Origin of the sequence: Georgenia yuyongxinii, from assembly GCF_006352065.1 — a bacterium.
Classification (GTDB): Bacteria; Actinomycetota; Actinomycetes; order Actinomycetales; family Actinomycetaceae; genus Georgenia; species Georgenia yuyongxinii.
This window is the reverse complement of the sequence record NZ_CP040915.1, coordinates 732,481-751,047: the sequence shown is the minus strand read 5'-3', so window position 1 is coordinate 751,047 and position 18,567 is coordinate 732,481. Positions and strand designations below refer to the sequence as shown.

General features: G+C 71.0%; 16 protein-coding genes. 12 read left to right on the top strand and 4 right to left on the bottom strand.

Annotation, left to right across the window (positions count from 1 at the left end; all coding sequences use genetic code 11):
• Positions 1-243: 243 nt before the first annotated feature.
• Positions 244-1,575 carry a BtrH N-terminal domain-containing protein gene (locus FE374_RS03415; protein ID WP_139927247.1) on the top strand — a complete coding sequence of 444 codons (1,332 nt, stop codon included), beginning with the start codon at positions 244-246 and terminating at the stop codon, positions 1,573-1,575.
• A gap of 185 nt (positions 1,576-1,760) precedes the next feature.
• Here FE374_RS03415 and FE374_RS20265 read toward each other — a convergent pair whose 3' ends face one another.
• The 3 genes from FE374_RS20265 to FE374_RS03405 all read right to left on the bottom strand — a co-directional run bounded on the left by FE374_RS20265 (position 1,761) and on the right by FE374_RS03405 (position 3,803).
• Positions 1,761-2,213 (bottom strand): SRPBCC family protein, encoded by a 453-nt coding sequence (locus FE374_RS20265; RefSeq protein WP_139927246.1) that lies wholly within the window; start codon positions 2,211-2,213, stop codon positions 1,761-1,763.
• Between the two features lie 403 nt (positions 2,214-2,616).
• Entirely contained in the window at positions 2,617-2,760 is a 144-nt protein-coding gene (locus FE374_RS19070) for a hypothetical protein (protein ID WP_168205564.1), read from the bottom strand.
• A 371-nt stretch (positions 2,761-3,131) separates the two neighbouring features.
• A complete protein-coding gene (locus tag FE374_RS03405) occupies positions 3,132-3,803 on the bottom strand; it encodes a DUF1269 domain-containing protein (RefSeq protein WP_168205563.1) in 672 nt (223 codons plus the stop codon).
• 250 nt (positions 3,804-4,053) lie between these two features.
• Here FE374_RS03405 and FE374_RS19065 point away from each other — a divergent pair, with 250 nt between their 5' ends.
• From FE374_RS19065 to FE374_RS03380, 5 genes are all read left to right on the top strand, one after another.
• Complete coding sequence (locus tag FE374_RS19065) at positions 4,054-4,218, top strand: hypothetical protein (RefSeq protein ID WP_168205562.1); 165 nt, start codon at positions 4,054-4,056, stop codon at positions 4,216-4,218.
• Between the two features lie 387 nt (positions 4,219-4,605).
• Entirely contained in the window at positions 4,606-4,893 is a 288-nt protein-coding gene (locus FE374_RS03395; RefSeq protein WP_168205561.1) for an antibiotic biosynthesis monooxygenase, read from the top strand.
• A 284-nt stretch (positions 4,894-5,177) separates the two neighbouring features.
• Positions 5,178-6,842 carry a bifunctional lysylphosphatidylglycerol flippase/synthetase MprF gene (locus FE374_RS03390; RefSeq protein WP_168205560.1) on the top strand — a complete coding sequence of 555 codons (1,665 nt, stop codon included), beginning with the start codon at positions 5,178-5,180 and terminating at the stop codon, positions 6,840-6,842.
• Between the two features lie 420 nt (positions 6,843-7,262).
• Positions 7,263-9,146, top strand: coding sequence for an ATP-dependent zinc metalloprotease FtsH (ftsH, locus tag FE374_RS03385; protein WP_223173631.1), 1,884 nt, complete (start codon positions 7,263-7,265; stop codon positions 9,144-9,146).
• Positions 9,143-10,075 (top strand): PrsW family intramembrane metalloprotease, encoded by a 933-nt coding sequence (locus FE374_RS03380; protein WP_139927240.1) that lies wholly within the window; start codon positions 9,143-9,145, stop codon positions 10,073-10,075. Before ftsH ends, FE374_RS03380 begins: the two co-directional genes overlap by 4 nt.
• A 70-nt stretch (positions 10,076-10,145) precedes the next feature.
• Here FE374_RS03380 and FE374_RS03375 read toward each other — a convergent pair whose 3' ends face one another.
• On the bottom strand, positions 10,146-11,477 hold the full coding sequence (locus tag FE374_RS03375) for a sensor histidine kinase (protein WP_139927239.1): 1,332 nt from the start codon (positions 11,475-11,477) through the stop codon (positions 10,146-10,148).
• Between the two features lie 287 nt (positions 11,478-11,764).
• On the opposite strand from FE374_RS03375, the gene FE374_RS03370 reads away from it, so the two are divergent.
• The 6 genes from FE374_RS03370 (at position 11,765) to FE374_RS03345 (ending at position 18,493) form a co-directional block, all read left to right on the top strand.
• Positions 11,765-12,283: a hypothetical protein gene (locus tag FE374_RS03370; RefSeq protein ID WP_139927238.1), complete on the top strand. Its 519-nt coding sequence runs from the start codon at positions 11,765-11,767 to the stop codon at positions 12,281-12,283.
• Between the two features lie 28 nt (positions 12,284-12,311).
• Positions 12,312-12,986, top strand: coding sequence for a response regulator transcription factor (locus FE374_RS03365; RefSeq protein ID WP_139931297.1), 675 nt, complete (start codon positions 12,312-12,314; stop codon positions 12,984-12,986).
• A gap of 11 nt (positions 12,987-12,997) precedes the next feature.
• The gene (locus FE374_RS03360) at positions 12,998-13,639 is read left to right on the top strand and encodes a DUF1345 domain-containing protein (RefSeq protein ID WP_223173630.1); all 642 of its coding nucleotides are present in this window, start codon (positions 12,998-13,000) and stop codon (positions 13,637-13,639) included.
• A gap of 370 nt (positions 13,640-14,009) precedes the next feature.
• On the top strand, positions 14,010-14,615 hold the full coding sequence (locus FE374_RS20260; protein WP_168205559.1) for a DedA family protein: 606 nt from the start codon (positions 14,010-14,012) through the stop codon (positions 14,613-14,615).
• Positions 14,602-16,512 carry a glycoside hydrolase family 15 protein gene (locus FE374_RS03350; protein ID WP_139927236.1) on the top strand — a complete coding sequence of 637 codons (1,911 nt, stop codon included), beginning with the start codon at positions 14,602-14,604 and terminating at the stop codon, positions 16,510-16,512. Before FE374_RS20260 ends, FE374_RS03350 begins: the two co-directional genes overlap by 14 nt.
• Positions 16,513-16,516: 4 nt before the next feature.
• The gene (locus FE374_RS03345; RefSeq protein WP_139927235.1) at positions 16,517-18,493 is read left to right on the top strand and encodes an APC family permease; all 1,977 of its coding nucleotides are present in this window, start codon (positions 16,517-16,519) and stop codon (positions 18,491-18,493) included.
• The last annotated feature ends 74 nt before the right edge of the window (positions 18,494-18,567 follow it).

The window sequence follows — 18,567 nt, the reverse complement described above, 5'->3', positions numbered from 1 at the left end:
GCCCGCCGAGCATGCCCATGTCGCTGTTGTCGGACGAGACTCGGACCTCGTAAACTGAGCCCGGCGTGCCTCACGCCCAACCCCAGACCGGTCCTCCACGCGGGCCGGCGACGCGGGGCAAAGGGGACTTCGAGAGCCTCGAGGCGTTGCACGGCCTGACGTCCCGGACGACCGGACACTACGGCTGCGGCGGCGGACGGTGCGTGGGCCCGGCCGGCGCGTGCGCAGTCGGGAAATCCGACCATGACCAGTGCCAAGCAACTCAAGACGCGCGTGCGCGCGCGGATGGCTCGCACCGGCGAGCGGTACGCCGTCGCCCGGGCTCACGTACTCCGCCCCGCCGGCGGGGCGGGTGACCCGATCGTGGACGCCGGGTGGGCGCTGCGTGGCGGCGCCGACCCGGATACCGCCGCGCTGACGAACGTGCTCGCGCACCGCGGCGTCACCGGACCGCACGGGCCGTTGACCGAGCCGCTGCTTTTCGTGGTCGGTGGTGGTCTCGGGGCCGGCTACATCCTGTGGGAGTTCGCCCACGACGACAGCCGCATCGTCACCCTCGGGTTCGCGCACTCGTGGCAGTACTTCGACCGGCGCCTGACCACCACGGTCGACCGATTGGGCCTCGACGTGACCTGGTCGCGCACCGGTGGCGCGGCGGGCGCAGCGAGAGCACTGAGGTCGGCTCTGGCAGGCGGGGACCCGGCGATCGTGTGGCCGGACCGCTACCACATGGGCTACTGGCACGTGCCCGCGTTGCTCGACGGCGCAGGCGGCCACCCGGTCGTCGCCTACGCCCTCTCAGAGGACCGATCCGGTGGCCGCGTGCACGTCGACGACCGGACGCTCGCACCGCTGACCGTGCCGGCGGCCGACGTCGACCGGGCACGGGCCCGGGTAGGCAGCTACAAAAACACGATGCTCGTCGTCCGCTCCGCCGACACGGTGGTGTCGGCCGACCAGCTGCGCACCGCCGTGCGCGCTGGGCTGCAGGCCACCGTCGACCACCTCGGCGGTACGTCGACGTCCTTCGCGCTGCCCGCCTGGCGCAAATGGTCTCGACTGCTCGTCGATTCCCGCGCGGAGAAGGGGTGGCCGACGGTGTTCGCCGACGGGCGCGGCCTGCTGCGGGCGCTGGCCGATGTGTGGGAAGCCGTCGAGCCCGCCGGGATGGACGGCGGTCACCTGCGCGACTTGTTCGCCGACGGGCTCGAGCAGGCCGCCGTCGTGCTCGACGAGCCGGCGCTCGCCGCCGAGGCGCCGTTGTGGCGGGAGATCGCGGACCGCTGGCATACCCTCGCCGAGAGCGCCCTGCCGGACGACGTCCCCGCGATCGCCCGGCTGCGGGAGCTGACGGCGACGGTCACGGGAGCGGTCGCCGAGGGCGACGCGACAGCCGACGACCGGGCAGCGGCCGCCGAAGAACTGTGGCAGCTCCGCGCGGCGCACGACGACGCCCCGCCACTGGACGACGAGCGCCTCACCGCAGTCCTCGCGACCATGAGCGCGCACGTCGCGGCGATCCACGATGCCGAGGCCGCGGCGGTCGCCCGGCTGGGCGCCATCGTCGCCGGCTGACCGTCCCTTCGTGGTCACCTCCCGCCTGCCGTCAGGTGGCCTAGTCTTCGACCGTCGTTCCTGGCCTACTTTTCGACCGTCGACGACACACCTGGAAGCCAGGGGGACAGCGGGTCCCTGCGTCGGGCTGTCATACCTGCCCCGTGAGCTGCTGTCATACCTGCCCCGTGAGCTGCAGAAGGAACTCAATGCGGAGGCCTTTTACGCCTCGCGGCCTCGGCTCCTAGCGCGGCGAGACCCTCGGCCAAGGCCTTGCTCACGATCCTCTCCGCGTAGCGCCGGAACAGGCGCGGCAGCACTCCGGACCACGATTCCTCGGTAACTACATGCGTCCGGCGCCCGTCTTGGCTCTGCAGACGCCAGACGTGCGACGCCTCAATCCCCAACGTCTTGCCGCGCCAGCCCGCGGAGTGCCCGGGGCTGGCGTCCATCACCGTAGAGACGAGGCGAGTCCCACCCGACTTCCACCGGAACTGCATCCCCACCGCGAATGGACCTTCTACTTCGACCGATCTCACCCCGGGCATCCAGTCCGGCCATGACTCAAGATCGGTCAATACTGACCATACGACGTCCGGCGACGCGTCGATTTCTAGGGCGTCACGCCTCTGGACCGGCGCGCTGCGATCCACGTCCATGTGCTCCTCCAGCCGCTTGACGCCGACTCTGAGCCGCCGGCGGCATCAGCCTGCCCATCGGAGCATTCATCGGGTCCATGGACAACCCCTCGTGCGCGCCACTGACGCGGATGACATCGCCCATGGCGATGACGTGACAGGGGCGGGCCCAAGCAGCGTCTGCCGCCCGTGGCTTTACCGCCACGCCCCCACACCCACGGCAGCCCTCGAGGGGCAGGACGGTAACCAGACGGGCGAAGTGGGCTGAGCCTGCCAGGGAAGTGTGCAAACTCGATGATGACGAAGTGGCTCCGGTCATCGACGACTGGGGTCCTGATCCATCCAGGGTGACTGGAGGTCGCCGATCTGGTGGATGTGAGCATCGTCGGAGTTCGGCCAACTGCACTCGAAGCGCCGGCACGGGCTACTCGCTGAGCCCGAGCTGCTCGAGCTGGTCCGCGACGTCGTAGTAGCGCCGCTCGTCGATGATCAGGCCCTGCCTATCGAGGACTCCCGGGAATGCCGAAGGCCGCTGATCTGGGCTTTCACCCGAACCAACGGCCTTCAAGGAGTGGAGCTAGGGGGATTCGAACCCCCGACCTTCTCCCGGTCGGCGAATCTTCCGCCCCACCCAGCCAAGACGGCTGATAGATCTCACCGAGCCCCGAGAACTCCGCTGGATTCCACGGATCTCGAGGCTCTGGTGATGAGTTTCGCAGACCTTCGCGATGACGCGCAATCCCGCGCAAAAACGCTGGATCGGCCCGTGGCGGAACCGTGGCAGGGGCCGAATCCGTGGCACAACCGTGGCACGAACTCGTCCGCCGTCGGTACGGCTGATCATCGAGCACGTCGAGACCCGCCGGCCTTCGGGCCGACGGGTCCTGACCGGATGATCACTTCATCCGCAACACATCGCCGTTGCGCGGCGGATCGCCGTCAGGAGATGTGGAGCTTCTCCTTGAGCGTTCCGACGCGCGCGTCGACGCTCGCGCTCAGCTCCGTCTTCCGCTTCTCGCGCAGCTCGCGCCGCGCTTCGCGGGCAGCCGCCTCGGCGGCATCCTCCGCTGCCTCGAGTTCGTCCATGACGTCGCCGACGGGACGGCGCGTGACCTCGCCCTCCAGCTTCCTCATCTCCCCGTCGATCACCTCGACCGCCGGTTCGGCCGCGGTCGCGATCACCGCCGTGGATCCCGGCGGAATCGCCCTGCCCAGTTCGGTGAGCGCCTCGTCCGACTTCACGGCACGACCGATGTCGAACGCTCCGCCCATCACGGCACCGGCGCCCCAGCCCACGAGGACTCCGACCGGTCCGCCCAGAACGCCGATGAGCATCCCGAGCAGCGAGCCGCTCGCAGTGCCGACGAGACCGATGTTGTCGGCGGCTTCGGGAGTGCGCAGGAATCCCTCAGGGGTGCGCTCCACGACCGCCGCGGATCGCAGCGCGATCCGACCCTCGGCGTCGCAGTCCTTGAGCGCGCTTAGCGCCTGGTAGGCCTTGCTCGGCTCAGTGAACCGAACGACCACCACGTTCTCAATCGCAGCCATGTGCTTCTCCTTTGGTGTGTGTACTGACTGACAGATCAACACTCTCGTCCGTCGCTGCCACACCGCTGCCACGCTCGGGGCCCGTGCTGCCACACCACTGGCACGGGGGCACCGCGCGCGTCGGTGCACGTCGCCGGACTCGGACCGGGCACGGACTGCCCGCGGACACGCCGCAGATCGGGCAGCGTCGGGGGCGAACGATGAATCGGCGCATCGGGGCAAAGCATCAGCAGCGTCCTGGCGCGCCTCGTACCTGGACCCGCGCGGCGTGGGCGTGGGAAACTGATGCGTGCAGGCCGACCCCCGTGCGCGCATGAACAAGCTGGTGGAAGTCCGACTTCACCGGGCCGGGATATGGGAAGGCCGTGAGGTCACCGACCAGTTCGACGTCGCGTTCACCGCGGTCGTCGTGTGCGACCCGACCTACCCCCAGTGCTACCTGCTGCGCCTGTCCAGGCTCGACGAACCGCTGCGATGAAAGGGACGAACCCGCCCGTCGGTGAGCAGCCCTGGCCCACCCGCATCCCCCGCGGCGCTGTCGACCGCTTGGCCCGGGACATAACAACCCATCGACGTCACCCCATCGAACCCCTCGTCGTCGAGGTCACCGCCGACGTCGCCTGGTCCGGCACCTCCTACCGCCACCCACTCCGCTTCGTCCGCGCCAGACCGGAGCTCCAAGATCACGACGTCATTCCGCCCCGCTGACCAACGACCGCGGCCGGCCCTATTGCTCGTACCGCTCCGGCAATGACCCATGAGTGGGTCGAGGCCAAGTAGCAGGCTGCTGCACGGCCTCACCCGGCCCCGTCTTCGGACTGAGGCGTAGCGTGGACTAGGCGCGTCGATGACGAAGGTGATGACCATGGCCGTGCTTGTGGTCGCGAGGATGACAGGGAACCCCGACGAGCTCGCTGAGAAGGTCCTCGAGCACCTCACCCCGGTGATGAATGAGGTTGCGCGGCAACGAGGAGCGGTGTGGCACGCCCTCGCCAAGACGCCGGACGGCGTGATGGTCGTCGACGTCTGGGAGTCGGCGGACGCGGTGACCGCTGCGGTCGGCGAGCAGCGAGTGCAGGAGGCTATCGAGCGCAGCGCGCTGCCACAGCCTCAGTTCGACATCTACGACCTGGTTGAGCACCGCAATCCCTGAGCAACCTCTGAGCTTGGTCGACTCGACGAGCTGACGAGCTGCGTGCATTTTGTTGTGGATCGAGCCTGGCGGGAAGGTATGGCCATCAGGACAAACACAAGCGGACCCTGCTACGTCGTCCTAGCGGGCGCCATCCCCCTGCACCGCGCATTGCTCGTTGATGGCGCCTACGAGATGACGTGGGAGAACTTCCGCATACTCATCCGTCGCGACGCCCACCCGAGGGCGTGATGGGCGCTGTCGCCCCATCCCCCCGTCGAATACCCGCTGGTGCGGACCCGTGGTTGCGCCGGGACCGATCGCGCCGGCGGGCGGCCTACGTCGCGGCGGCGATCGGTGCCGTGGGGCTGCTGTCAGCGCTGTCCCGGCCGTTGCGCGGGCGGCTCGCCGCGGTGCTCGACGTCGTGCCCGTGGTGGTGCCCACGACAGCGGTCCTGACTCTGGTCTTCGTGTCCTTCGCACTGCTGCTAACCGCGCTGGGGCTGCGCCGGGGCCACCGGTTGGCGTGGGTCGTGGCGGAGCTGCTGCTGTTTGCCTCGGTCATGCTCCATGTCACGAAAGGGCTCGACGTGGAGGAGGCTGCCATGGCGGCCGCGGCCGTGATCTGGCTGGGCCTTCGCCGCCGCGCGTTCCCCGTGCTCCCCTCCCAGGCCGCCGCGGCACGGGCGGTCGTGGTCGGCGTTTGCGGCACGGTCGCGGTGGTGGTGGTCTCGCTCGTTCTCGCCCAGATGGCCCGTGGTGTGGGCGAGGTGGATGACTTCGTCGGTCTCGTCCTCAGGGATCTGGGCGGGGCTGGACGCGTACCCCCGCCCTTCACCGGTAGGTTCGCGGCCGTGGTTCTCGCCGCGATGGGTTTGGCCCTGCTCGGCAGCGTCGCATGGCTGCTGTTCAGCCCGCGCGTCCCGGAGCCGCTCGTGGGGGAAGATCACCGTCGCGAACGGGAGCGGGCACGGTCGGTGGTGCTGCGCTACGGCGGTGGGACGCTGGACTACTTCGCGCTGCGGGACGACAAGCAGTGGTTCTTCACCGGGAGCAGCGTCGTCGCCCACTCGGTGCGCGGAAGCATCTGCCTCGTCTCCCCTGACCCCATCGGGCCCGCGGAGGAGGCGAGGGAGACTTGGGCGGACTTCACCGCGCACGCCGAGCGGTCGGGCTGGTCCGTCGCGGTTCTGGGGGCCGCAGAAGATTGGCTCGGTATCTACGAGGCCAGCGGTCTGCGCCCCGTGTATCTGGGCGACGAGGCGGTGGTCGACTGCATCACCTTCAAGCTCGAGGGGCACGCGATGCAGAGCGTGCGCCGGGCGCACCGGCGGGTCCGTGCGGCGGGCTACACCATTGCGTTCCACGGCACCGCCGACCTCGATCCCGCCACACGCGCCGAGCTGCTGGGCCTGGCGGGGCAGAGCCGGAGGGGAGAAGGCGAACGTGGGTTCTCGATGACCCTCTCGCGCCTGTTCGACCCCGCCGACACTGGCGTTGTGGTGGCCGTCGCGCGCGACGCCGCCGGGCGGGCCCAGGCATTCAGCCAGTGGGTGCCCGCCACGAAGCTGCCCGGGTGGTCGCTCGACGTCATGCGCCGCAGCATGGCGCCGGACCTTCCCAACGGGATCATGGACTTCCTTATCGTCGAGACGATCTGGTGGGTTCGACAGGCCGGTGGCACCGCGCTCGGCCTCAACTTCGCGGTCGGACGCCGCATCGTCGCCGGCGACAACGGCGTAACCGCCACGGCGCGGCTCGCGCGCCAGTTGCTCCGGCGGGCGTCGAACAACATGCAGATCGAGTCGCTGTGGCGCTTCAACGCCAAGTACGGCCCACGCTGGGTGCCGCGCTTCGCCGCCGTAGGGACCCTCGACCTTCTTGCCGGGCAGGGCTTGGCGATGGCCGACGCCGAAGGGCTCACGGAGCTCCCGCTCGTCGGGCGCATGGTGGGTCGGGCCCCACGATGATGCTCCCCTCGCGGCCGCCGTGGCAGTTGCTGTCCGCCGGCTTGGTTTAGGCCACCTCGAGACCCGGCCATGCGCGACATGCCAGGCTCCGGCTCGGGACAGGAATTGCCGGCGTGGGCAGGGATCGACGCGGCGCACATCGCCGCTGCGGCCCGCCGACTGCTGTCGGCCTGAGGAGAACTGGCGTCTGGGCGGGCACTTCCCGGCAGCGCCGTCGCGCTGTTGGCGGCCGCCCCCGCTTCTCATCGGCTTCTCATCGGTGGCTTAGCAGGGTGGATCGCGACGACGCACCCGAAGGAGCCCACCATGCCAACGTTCCAAGCACCATCGAGCCAACAGCGGACGGACCGTCCGACCGCTCGGTCCGGGACGGGCCATGATCGTCGGCCCGGACCCGGCGGCTCTCCCAGGTGGCAGCCGATGTGGCCACGGTGGGCGCTGCCGTTCGGCGTGGTGCTGCTTCTCTTGCTGTCCTTCGGTCCCGGGCTCCTCGGCTCACAGGGCACGGAGCACCTGTCCTACAGCACGTTCCTGTCGGACGTACGGCACCATGACGTGTCCTCGGTCGCGGTGGGCAGCCAGGGGCAGGTCACCGGCGTGCTGACCAGCGGCAAGGACTTCGTCACTCAGGCACCGGTGTGGGCGCTGACCACGACCGACCTGTCCCACCAGCTTGAGCAGGCGGGGGTGCACGTGTCGGCCTTCCAGCAGGGCGGCTCACTCTTCCAGCAGGGCGGCTCACTCGCCCAGGTGGTGGCGTCGTTCCTGCCCATGCTGCTGCTGATCGGCGCCATGGTCTGGATGGGGCGCCGTGGGCTGGCCAGCACCTTCCGCACGAAGGCCAAGGTCTCCGACGCCGAGCGGCCGCACACCACGTTCGATGACGTCGCGGGCTACGACGGGGCCAAGGAGGAGGTGCGGGAGGTCGTGGACTTCCTCCAGCACCCGGACCGCTACCTCGAGACCGGCGCCAGGGGCCCGCGCGGCGTGCTGCTCGTGGGACCGCCGGGCACCGGCAAGACCCTGCTGGCGCGCGCGGTCGCCGGCGAGGCCAACGTGCCCTTCTACGCGGCCACCGGCAGCAGCTTCGTCGAGATCTTCGCCGGGCTGGGCGCATCCCGCGTGCGGGACCTCTTCGCCCAGGCCCGCGCCAGCGCGCCCGCGATCGTCTTCATCGACGAGATCGACGCGATCGGCGGTCGCCGCGGCGTGGCCGGCATCGCCGGGAACGACGAGCGCGAGCAGACCCTCAACCAACTCCTCGCGGAGATGGACGGGTTCACTCAGAACACCTCGGTCGTCGTGCTGGCGAACACCAACCGCCCCGAGATCCTGGACCCCGCGCTGCTGCGGCCCGGGCGCTTCGACCGCCAGGTCACGGTTCCGCTGCCCGCCCTGGCCGATCGGGAACGCATCCTGGCCGTCCACACCCGCGACAAGCACCTCAGCGCGGACGTGGACCTGCACGCCCTTGCCCGCGGAACCCCGGGGTTTAGTGGCGCCGACCTAGCCAACCTGGTCAACGAAGCGGCGCTGCGCGCGGCGCGGGCGAACAGGAGGACGATTCGCGCCGCCGACTTTGATGCCGCCCGCGACCGGCTGATCCTGGGCCGTCCCGAGACCAGCGCCCTGCTGCCGGACGAGCGGCGCCGGGTCGCCGTGCACGAGTCGGGCCATGCCGTCGTGGCGGCACTGTCCCCGACCGCCGACCCGGTCGCGAAGATCACCATCCTGCCCGCGGGGACGGCACTGGGCGCCACCCACCAGCTGCCGGTGGACGAGCGGCGCCTCTACTCCGAGCAGTACCTCACGGACCTGCTGACCGTCCGGCTGGCCGGACGGGCCGCCGAGCTGGTGGTCCTCGGGCAGGCCTCGACCGGGGCGGCCGACGACCTCGCCGGAGCCACCCAGCTGGCCCAGCGCATGGTCCTCGAGTACGGCCTGTCCCGGCTGGGCCCGGTGGCATATCCGCCCTCGCCGACAAGCCGCCTGGACGGCGGACCCGATCGCCCGTACGCGGACGACACGCAACGGCGGGTCGACGCCGAGGTTACCCGGCTCCTCAACGAGGCCGACGAACGTGCCGCCGCCCTGCTGGCCGGACACCGCAGCGCGCTGGACAAGGTCACCCACCTGCTGCTCGAGACGGAGACGGTCGACGGGGCCATCGTCTACGACATCCTCCACAGGGTCGCCACGGGGTCGCCCGAGGGGCCTGTGCCCTCCGGCTTCGCTGCATGGCTCGCCGACCCGTCCTCCGACACGCATCCATTCCGAGACACCACCTCTAGGAGAATCCAGTGAACGCCCTCGCGCATCGCACTTCCACCACACCGGCATCCTGGCCCCGCCTGGGCTGGCTCGCCGTCCTGGTCACCGGGCTCGTGCTCTTCGGCGCCGTCGGCGCCGTCACGCTGGACACGGGTGACCCGATCTTCCTTCCGTGCCTGCTGCTCCTGGGCGCCGCCATCGTCCCGGTGACGCTGACCACCTTCGTCACCGCGGTCGCGCACACCCACCTGTCGTTGCCGAACATCCTCACCGCTGCCGTGCTGGGCGGTGTTCTCGGCGGCATCCTCGCCGGGACCCTGGAGTTCGACGCCGCCCGCACCCTGGGCTGGCTGCCGTTCGCGATCGTGGCCCTCATCGAGGAGTGCGCGAAGCTCGCCGTGCCGGCGGTATTCCTGGCCTGGCTGGCCTGGCGGCACACCCGGCCGCGCGCCGTGGACGGGCTGGTCCTCGGCGTCGCCGTGGGCAGCGCGTTCGCCGCCGTCGAGACGATGGGATACGCCTTCACCGTGCTGCTGCGCACCGGCGGCAACCTGCAGCCGGTCGACCACCTGCTGGCGCTGCGAGGCCTGGGCAGCCTCGGCGGCCATGCCGCCTGGACCGGCTTGGCCTGCGCCGCGCTGTTCGCCGTGCCCGACGCCCGCCGCCGCGGCCTCGCCTCACTGCGCTTCCTCGCCGTCCTAGTCGCCGCCATCTGCCTGCACGCCGGATGGGACAGCGCCGCAGCCATCGGACACGGCGACCTCGCGATCGGCCTGCTCAGCTTCACCGCCCTGATGGCACTCACCTGGTGGCTGCACCGAGCCGCCCGCCGCTCCGCGGAATCACCAAAGGCGGCGAACCGCCCGCCCACCGGCTGGATCCGACCCGGCGCTGCCCCGGGCGGGCCCCCGTCGACCTCCGGAACCCTCGCCGGCGCTCCCGTCACCAGCGCCGGTCCGTAAGTGCCCGAGCGCACGACCGCGGTCGAGACCGGCCCAGGCGCCACGTGATGCGCCAGGGGCCGGTCTCTGGTCAGGCGAGGGGCAACCGTGCGGTGACCACCGCCCCGCCGAGCGGGTCCCCGTTCCTCGCTTCGACGGTGCCACCGTGGGCGGTGACGATGGCCCGCACGATCGACAGGCCCAGTCCCGCTCCCGAGCCGCCCGGGGTGCGTGGGCCGGTGCCGCGGACGAACCGTTCGAAGGCCTGGTCACGGGCGCCCGGCGGGAAGCCGGGTCCGTCATCGGCAACCTCGAGGATGGCCCGGGCCTGGTCGCGGGCCACGCGCACGCGCACCGTGGTCGCCCCTGCGGCGGCGCTGTTGCGCGCCAGGTTGGTGAGCACCTGCCGGAGCCGGTCGGGGTCCCCGACCACGGTGGCCGGCTCGCCGGACACCTGGATGCGCGCCCCCAGCACCGGTGCCAGGCGCCCGGCCTCGGTGACGGCAAGATCGAGCAGGTCGGCCGGCTCGCGGCGGATGACCAGGGACCCGGCCTGCGCGCGGGCCAACAGCAGGAGGTCCTCGGCCAGCCGGGAGAGCCGCTGGGCCTCGCCCAGTGCCGCCCGCAGGGACCGTTCGACCTCTTCGGGGTCGTCGACCGCGGACAGCGCCAGCTCCAGCTCGCCGAGCACCACGGCGATCGGGGTACGCAGCTCGTGACTGGCGTCGTCGACGAAGGCCCGCTCGCGTTCAAAGGCGACCCGCAGCCGGCGGAGCATGGCGTCGAGGGTGCGGGCCAGGCGGGCGATCTCATCGTCGCCGGGCACCGGCGGCAGGCCGCGGGCGGCCTCGAAGGTGGAGATCGCGGCCGCCTCGCGGGTCAGGACGTCCACCGGCCGCAGCGCCGCCCGGACCACCAGCCAGCCGGCAACCGCGAGGACGGCGACCAGCAGCGGGGCGGCGAGGACAAGGACCTCGAGCAACCGTCTGCGGGCCTCGTGCAGCGGTTCCACCGACACCGCCACGCTGAGCACCCCGTCGCCGCCGACCCGCTGCGAGAGCACCCGCACCGCAGTGGGCGCCTCCTCCCCGCGCGCCAGGAGCCGGGTCCGCAGCTCCTCAGCCCGGACGCGGTGCACCCCGTCCGGTGACAGGAGCCGGCTGTCCCCCAGTGCTGCGGACCCGGCGATCACCGCGCCCTCCGGGCCGTAGAGTTGCGCCAGGGGATCCCGGACCACGACCTCCACGTCACCGGCGGCGACGGCCGCGACCAGGTCCGCGCTGCGGGCACGCAAGTCGTCATCGAGCGCCGTGACCAGCTGCCGGCTCAGGATCAGGTACAGCAGGGCCAGGCACAGCACCAGAGCCGCTGCCGCCCCCACCGCGAACACCAACGTCACCCGCGCACCCAGGGAGTGCGGCATCAGTCGCACGGCACCTCACCCCCGCTTCGACGGGCCTTCCGGACCTCCAGGATCACGACGGAGGCGTCCCCTGAACACCCGGACCCTCGTGTGGGAAACGGACGTGACCGAACCGGCCCGCCGTGAGCAAACTCAGGTCCGTCGGCGACGGCCCACACGGCCGTCCCCAGCGCTCTTGCCAGGAGCCTCTCATGGTCCCCTCATGCTCGGCGCGGCACCGTTGCGCCATGACGAACAGCAGCTGTCTCGGAGGGCCGCGGCGCCGCCGCGTTGATCGAAAGGCCAAGATGGGCAGTCTGCGACATCGGCATGGCTGGGAGCTCCACCCCGCGGTGCGGGCAGAGCGGAGAAGCGCCGGTGAACGCGCGATCGAGCGGGCCGGTGATGTCCTCGGCTCGTGGGTGCTCGTGGCGTCACTGCCCATCCTGGTCGCCCTGGGCATCGCGGTGGCCGTCTGGCACGACCGTGCCCAGGGCCCGGTGGCCCTGCTCACCCTCGGCCTGTCCGGGCTGATGGTCTGCGACCTGCAGCTGGTGCTCCTTCAGGCCCGTCGCGCCAACCGCATGGCCGCGCAGGTAGCGCTGTACGACCTGGAGTGGGACCGGCGACGAGCAGCAGCGGTCGATGAGCTCCGCGACGACATGGGCCGGCTGCACGCGGACCTCGCCCGGCTGTCCGCCCTCGTGGAAACCACCAGGACGCCACAGGCGACGCGAGGAGACGGCGGCCGGCGCGACGTCGAGACGGAGCGCTCCGAAGAACATGTGGGACCGCCCAGCAGCGGCGGAGGCCGAGGCCGAACGTGAGGGCGCGAAGGTGTCTAGGCTCATGACCATGCGGCTGCTGGTCGTCGAGGACGAGCCGAGCATGAGGTCCCTGCTGGCGCGCAGCCTCCAGCGCGAGGGATACGCGGTGGACGTGGCCGCCACCGGCGACGAGGCTCTGTGGAGCGTGTCGGAGAACGCCTACGACGCGGTAGTGCTCGACGCCATGATCCCCCCGCCCGACGGCTTCGAGGTGTGTCGCCGCATCCGCGCCGAGGGTCGCTGGGTGCCGGTGCTCATGCTGACCGCCCGCGACGCCGTACCGGACCGCGTCCGAGGCCTCGATGCCGGCGCCGACGACTACCTGACCAAGCCGTTCGCCCTTGCCGAGCTCTACGCCCGGATCCGCGCGCTCACCCGGCGCGACCCGCTGGAACGACCGGCGGTGCTTCAGGTCGGTGACCTGATGCTCGACCCCGCATCACGGCTCGTTCGCCGCGGGGATGTGGACATCGCCTTGTCGCCGAAGGAGTTCGCGCTCCTGCACGAGCTGATGCGCCGCCCCGGCGAGGTGCACAGCCGCACCGCCCTGATCGACCACGTCTGGGACTTCGCCTACGACGGCGCCTCCAACGTCGTCGACGTCTACGTGCGCTACCTGCGCGACAAGGTGGACCGTCCCTTCGGCCGAGACACCATCCGCACCATCCGGGGCGCGGGCTACCGGCTCGACCCCGAAGGCTGAGCGGCGGCGACGTGCACCGAGGGCGCCGGACCGAGGGAGAGTCACGGTGGGGCGCCGCGGCCGCCGTGGCCGCCGCGGCCGGCCTGCACCTGGCCCTGCCCGACCGCCTCACGTCCGGACCCCGCTGGATCGTTCCGGCCCTGGAGGTGGCGCTGCTCGTCGGGCTGCTGCTGGCCAACCCGACGCGGCTGACCCGGGAGTCGCGCGACGCACGAGCGTTGTCCCTGGCCCTGGTCGGCGTGATCGCCGCGGCCAACGCCGTCTCCCTCGTCGCCATCACCCGGCTGCTCCTTGCCGGCGGCCGAGCCAACGGGCGCGAGCTCATCGTCGCCGCAGTCGGCGTGTGGCTGACCAACGTCGTCGTCTTCGCGCTCGTGCTCTGGGAGATCGACCAGGGCGGCCCGCACGCCCGCAGCGTGGGCCGTGACCGCCCACCGGAGCTCCTCTTCCCGCAGATGAGCATGGGGCAGACCGACTGGACGCCGACCTTCGCCGACTACCTTTACATCAGCTTCACCAACTCCACCGCGTTCAGCCCCACCGACACCCTGCCGCTGTCCAGGCGGGTGAAGATGGCGATGCTCGCCCAAGAGCTGCTGTCCTTCGTCACGGTGGGCCTCGTGGTGGCCCGGGCGGTGAACATCCTCGCCTGACCCCAGGGCCGGCTCTCACCGCGATCTCATACCTCCGCGGCACGCTAACCCCGACGATGGCACCCACCTCATTGAGAAGCGAGAAGCGAGGCAGGCATGACAACTACTCCAGGGCCGCCGCGGACCTCGTGCCCGTAGTACCACCGGGCATCGGCGTGAGCGCTGGTGGCCCCCACGGGAACGAGCCGCCATGAGATGCGCCCTGCTGACTGGTCACCCCTTGGATGGTTTCCCATGACCGCACTGGTCCACGAGCTCGCGGCGGTGCCCCCGTGGGTGCTGCTCCTGATCGTTTTGCCCTTCCGGCGCTGGAAGCCTCGACACGCTCGGCCTGCTGGTCCCGGGCGAGATCGCCGTTTTGCTCGGTGGCGTGCTGGCCCACCTCGGCAAGGTGCCCTTGGTCGTCGTGATGGCCGCCGCGGTGCTGGGCGCGGTCGTCGGGGACAACATCGGCTACGCCGTCGGGGCCCGGCTGGAGCCGAAGCTGGACGCTCGCGCCCCGGACCGCGCACGACGGCACCTGGCCGCCGCCGAAGCCGTCGTCCAGAGGTGGGGCGCGCCGGCGGTGCTGATTGGCCGCTGGGCAGCGTTGCTGCGCGCCGTGGTCCCCTGTGTCGCCGGCGCCAGCGGGCTGCCCTACCGGCGATTCGTCGTCTTCAACGTCTTGGGAGGGGCGCTGTGGGGCGTCGCAGTTGCGGGCATCGGGTATCTCGCCGCGCTGCGCCCAGGCCGAGCAGAGCCTAGGACTGGCCGGGATGATCCTCGCGCTCCTGGTCCTGCTCGCAGCCATGGCCGGGGCACACCACATGGGCCGACGCCTGACGCCATGGTGACGTGCGGACGCACCGCCATCAGAACCGGAAGACGCGGACGTCCCTGCTTCTCACGGGGCTCTCATCCGCCGCGTCGCACGCTGGCTCCGTCAGGGCAGCTCGCCGCCCAGAGCCGATGGAGCCGAAACCATGACCGGGATTGAGGACTACGCCCTCCTAGGCGACCTGCACACCGCTGCCCTGGTCAGCCGGGAGGGCTCGATCGACTGGATGTGCGTGCCCCGGTTCGACTCCGGCGCCTGTTTCGCCGCGCTGCTCGACACCGCCGAGGCGGGCCGGTGGCTGCTTGCCCCCGCCGCCGGCGGGCCTTGCAGCCGGCGGCGCTACCGCGGCGACACCCTGGTGTTGGAAACCGAGTGGGACACCCCCACGGGAAGCGTCCGGGTCGTCGACTTCATGCCACCCAGGGGTGAAACGCCCCACGTCGTGCGCCTGGTGCAGGGCGTGCGCGGCACCGTCCCGATGTCCGGGGAACTGCGTCTGCGCTTCGACTACGGCCACGTCGTCCCGTGGGTGCGCAACATCGGCGGCGCGATCGAGGCGGTGGCGGGTCCGGACGCGGCCTGGCTGCGCACCCCGGCGCCGCTGCGCGGGCAGGACAACCGCACCGTCTCCGAGTTCGTCGTTCGCTCCGGCCAGACCGTCCCGTTCGTGCTGACCTGGGCGCCGAGCCACCTGGCCACGCCCGACCCCCTCGACCCCGAGCAGGCACTGCGCGACACCGTCGACTTCTGGGAACGGTGGTCCGCACGCTCCTCGGCCACCGGCCGCTGGCGCGACGCGGTCCAACGCTCCCTCATTGTGCTCAAGGCACTCACTTACGCGCCCACCGGCGGCATCGTCGCCGCGGTCACCACATCGTTGCCCGAACAGCCCGGCGGGCCGCGCAACTGGGACTACCGCTACAGCTGGCTGCGCGATGCCACCTTCACCCTGCAGGCGCTGCTCGCGGCCGGCTACGCCGAGGAGGCGACCGCCTGGCGCGAGTGGCTGCTCCGTGCCGTGGCCGGCGATCCCGGCACCTTGCAGATCATGTACGGCCTCGACGGCACGCGCCGCCTGCCGGAGACGCCCCTGCCGTGGCTGGCCGGCTACGAGGGCTCCACCCCCGTCCGCACCGGCAACGCCGCAGCAGGCCAGTTCCAGCTAGACGTGTGGGGCGAGGTTCTCGACGGGCTCCACCTGGCCCGGCAGGCCAACATGGCGGCCGATGACGACGCCTGGGACCTGCAGGTCGCACTGATGGACCACCTGGAAGGTCACTGGCGGGACCCCGACAACGGCCTGTGGGAAATGCGCGGGCCGCGGCGCCACTTCACCCACTCCAAGGTCATGGCCTGGGTCGCCGCCGACCGCATGGCACGCGCCGTGCGCGAGAGCGGGCTCCCCGGCCCCCTGCGCCGCTGGCAAGACCTTCGCGACGACATCCACGCCGACGTCCTGAGCCACGGCTACAACGACGAACGTGGCACGTTCGTGCAGTCCTACGGCGGCACCGAACTGGACGCCAGCCTCCTGCTGATCCCGCGCGTGGGCTTCCTGCCCGGCACGGACCCTCGCGTGCTCGGCACCATCGATGCGATCCAGCGCGAGCTGACCCAGGACGGGCTCGTGCTGCGATACCGCACCGAGACCGCTGACGACGGGCTGCCCGCGGGCGAGGGGGTCTTCCTCGCGTGCTCCTTCTGGCTGGTCGACGCCCTGCACTATGCCGGCCGCGAGAACGACGCCATCGCGCTGTTCGAACGGCTGCTCGCCGTGCGCAACGACGTCGGGCTGCTCAGCGAGGAATGGGACCCCCGGATGGGCCGCCAGCTTGGAAACACTCCGCAGGCCTTCAGCCACTTCCCCCTGGTGGTCAGCGCACTTCAGCTCGCGCAGCGCCGCCCCCGCCACAGCGACCAGCCCATGAGCGCCGCCCTCCCCCGCGAGCTCCAGCCGGTGAACGCCTCCAGCGAGAGGCACCCTGCCGGGTACCGGCGCCAGCATCAGGCCGGGCCCATCTCTCATGGGCCTCTCATGCGCGGTTTGCGAGGTTGATCACATGACCAATGAGGCCAAACGGCTGCTGGTAGGTCAGCCGCTGCGGACCGAAAACCTCGGTCAGCAGCTGCTCCCCAAGAGGCTGGCGCTGCCCGTCTTCTGCAGCGACCCGATCTCCTCGGTGGCGTACGCGACCCAGGAGATCCTGCTCGTGCTGGCGCTTGGCGGATCGATGCTGCTGCACCTAACCCGGGGTGTGGGCCTGGCGATCCTGGTGCTCCTGGGCATCGTCGTCGCTTCGTACCGGCAGATCTGCTTCGCCTATCCAAGCGGGGGCGGGGCGTACATCGTCAGCCGCGACACCCTCGGCGAGCGCGCCAGCCTGGTCGCCGCCGCCGCGCTCCTGGTCGACTACGTGCTGACCGTGGCGGTGTCGATGGTGGCCGGCGTGGACGCGATCACCTCGTACGCCCCAGCACTCAACCGCCACGCGGTCGCCCTCTCGCTCGGGTTCGTGCTGTTGTTGATGCTGGTCAACCTCCGCGGGCTGAAGGAGTCCGGTCGCGGCTTCGCCGCTCCTACCTACGCGTTCATCGCCGGCATCTTCTTGATGTTTGCTGTCGCGGCCTGGCGGGTGATGACCGGGCAGCACCTGCACGCCGTCAGCGCCGACTTCCACGTACAGCCGGCGCCTCACCTCCCAGGTCTGCTCCTCGTGGTGCTCGTGCTGCGCGCGTTCGCCTCCGGATGCACCGCCCTGACCGGCGTCGAGGCGGTCAGCAACGGCATCCCCGCCTTCCGGCCGCCCAAGTCGCGCAACGCTGCCACCACCCTCGCCGTGATGGGCGTCCTCTCGGCCACCATGTTCGGCGGCATCACCCTGCTGGCCCTGCTCACCCATGTGCAGATGGTCGACGAACCGGGACGGCTCCTGGGCGCGCCCGCCGGCTACGTGGAGCCCACCGCTCTCGCCCAGATCGCCGACGCCGTGTTCGGCCCGGGGCCGCTCTTCGCATTCATCCAAGCGGCCACGGCCGGCATCCTCGTGCTCGCCGCCAACACCGCCTTCAACGGGTTCCCCGTCCTGACCTCTCTCCTCGCCCGCGACGGCTACCTGCCGCGCCAGCTGCACCACCGCAGGGACCGGCTGGTCTTCAGCAACGGCATCATCGTCCTGGCGCTGGCCGCCGGTCTCCTGGTCGTCGTCTTCGACGCCGACATCTCCCGGCTCATCCAGCTCTACATTGTCGGCGTCTTCGTGTCCTTCACCCTGGCTCAGGCCGGGATGGTCCGACGCTGGCAACGGGACCGGGCGCGCGCCACCGACCGGCAACGCCAGCGCATCCGGCGGGGCCAGGTGATCAACGCCCTCGGCGCCGTCACCACGGGCCTGGTCCTGGTCATCGTCGTGGTGACCAAGTTCAGCCACGGCGCCTGGATCGTGTGCGTCGCCATGCCCGCACTGTTCCTGCTCATGCGCCACATCAGCCGGTACTACGAGAAGGTGCGCGAGGAGACCGCGCTGCACGAGGAGCCCACGCTCCCGGCGAGGAACCACGCCATCGTGCTGGTGTCCGGGCTGAACCTGCCGACCGCCCAGGCGGTGGCCTATGCCAGGGCGATCCACCCAGCCAGCCTCGAGGCGCTCACCGTCGAGGTCGAGCAGGACGAGACCGAAGAGCTCAAACGAGCCTGGGCGGACCATCACCTCGACGTCGACGTCCCGCTGGTCGTCCTGTACTCCCCCTACCGCGAGATCACCCGACCGGTCGTCGACTACGTCAGGACGTACCCCCGCACCAGCCCCCGCGATGTGATCACCGTCGTGATCGCGCAGCGCGTCGCCGGCCGGTGGTGGGAACAGCCCCTGCACAACCACAGCTCGCTGCGGATCAAGAGCCGCTTGCTGTTCCAGCCCGGCGTGGTGGTCACCTCGGTGCCTTATCAGCTGCGCTCGGCCACCGACCGCGCGCACCGCCCCGACACCGGGGACCGCGACTCGCTGCTGCTACTTGCGGCCCGCCACGCGAGCCCCTAGCCGACGTCCAGGTCGTGACCGAGAGCGCCGGACGTCCATACAGCAGCGGCGGGCGACCTGCCGATCGCCGGACG

Bases quoted from the DNA above. Each gene is read 5' to 3' on its own strand.
- FE374_RS03415 (WP_139927247.1), top strand. From the start codon at position 244: ATGACCAGTGCCAAGCAACTCAAGACGCGCGTGCGCGCGCGGATGGCT.
- FE374_RS20265 (WP_139927246.1), bottom strand. From the start codon at position 2,213: ATGGACGTGGATCGCAGCGCGCCGGTCCAGAGGCGTGACGCCCTAGAA.
- FE374_RS19065 (WP_168205562.1), top strand. From the start codon at position 4,054: ATGAACAAGCTGGTGGAAGTCCGACTTCACCGGGCCGGGATATGGGAA.
- FE374_RS03395 (WP_168205561.1), top strand. From the start codon at position 4,606: ATGGCCGTGCTTGTGGTCGCGAGGATGACAGGGAACCCCGACGAGCTC.
- ftsH (WP_223173631.1), top strand. From the start codon at position 7,263: ATGTGGCCACGGTGGGCGCTGCCGTTCGGCGTGGTGCTGCTTCTCTTG.
- FE374_RS03375 (WP_139927239.1), bottom strand. From the start codon at position 11,477: ATGCCGCACTCCCTGGGTGCGCGGGTGACGTTGGTGTTCGCGGTGGGG.
- FE374_RS03370 (WP_139927238.1), top strand. From the start codon at position 11,765: ATGGGCAGTCTGCGACATCGGCATGGCTGGGAGCTCCACCCCGCGGTG.
- FE374_RS03365 (WP_139931297.1), top strand. From the start codon at position 12,312: ATGCGGCTGCTGGTCGTCGAGGACGAGCCGAGCATGAGGTCCCTGCTG.
- FE374_RS03350 (WP_139927236.1), top strand. From the start codon at position 14,602: ATGACCGGGATTGAGGACTACGCCCTCCTAGGCGACCTGCACACCGCT.
- FE374_RS03345 (WP_139927235.1), top strand. From the start codon at position 16,517: ATGACCAATGAGGCCAAACGGCTGCTGGTAGGTCAGCCGCTGCGGACC.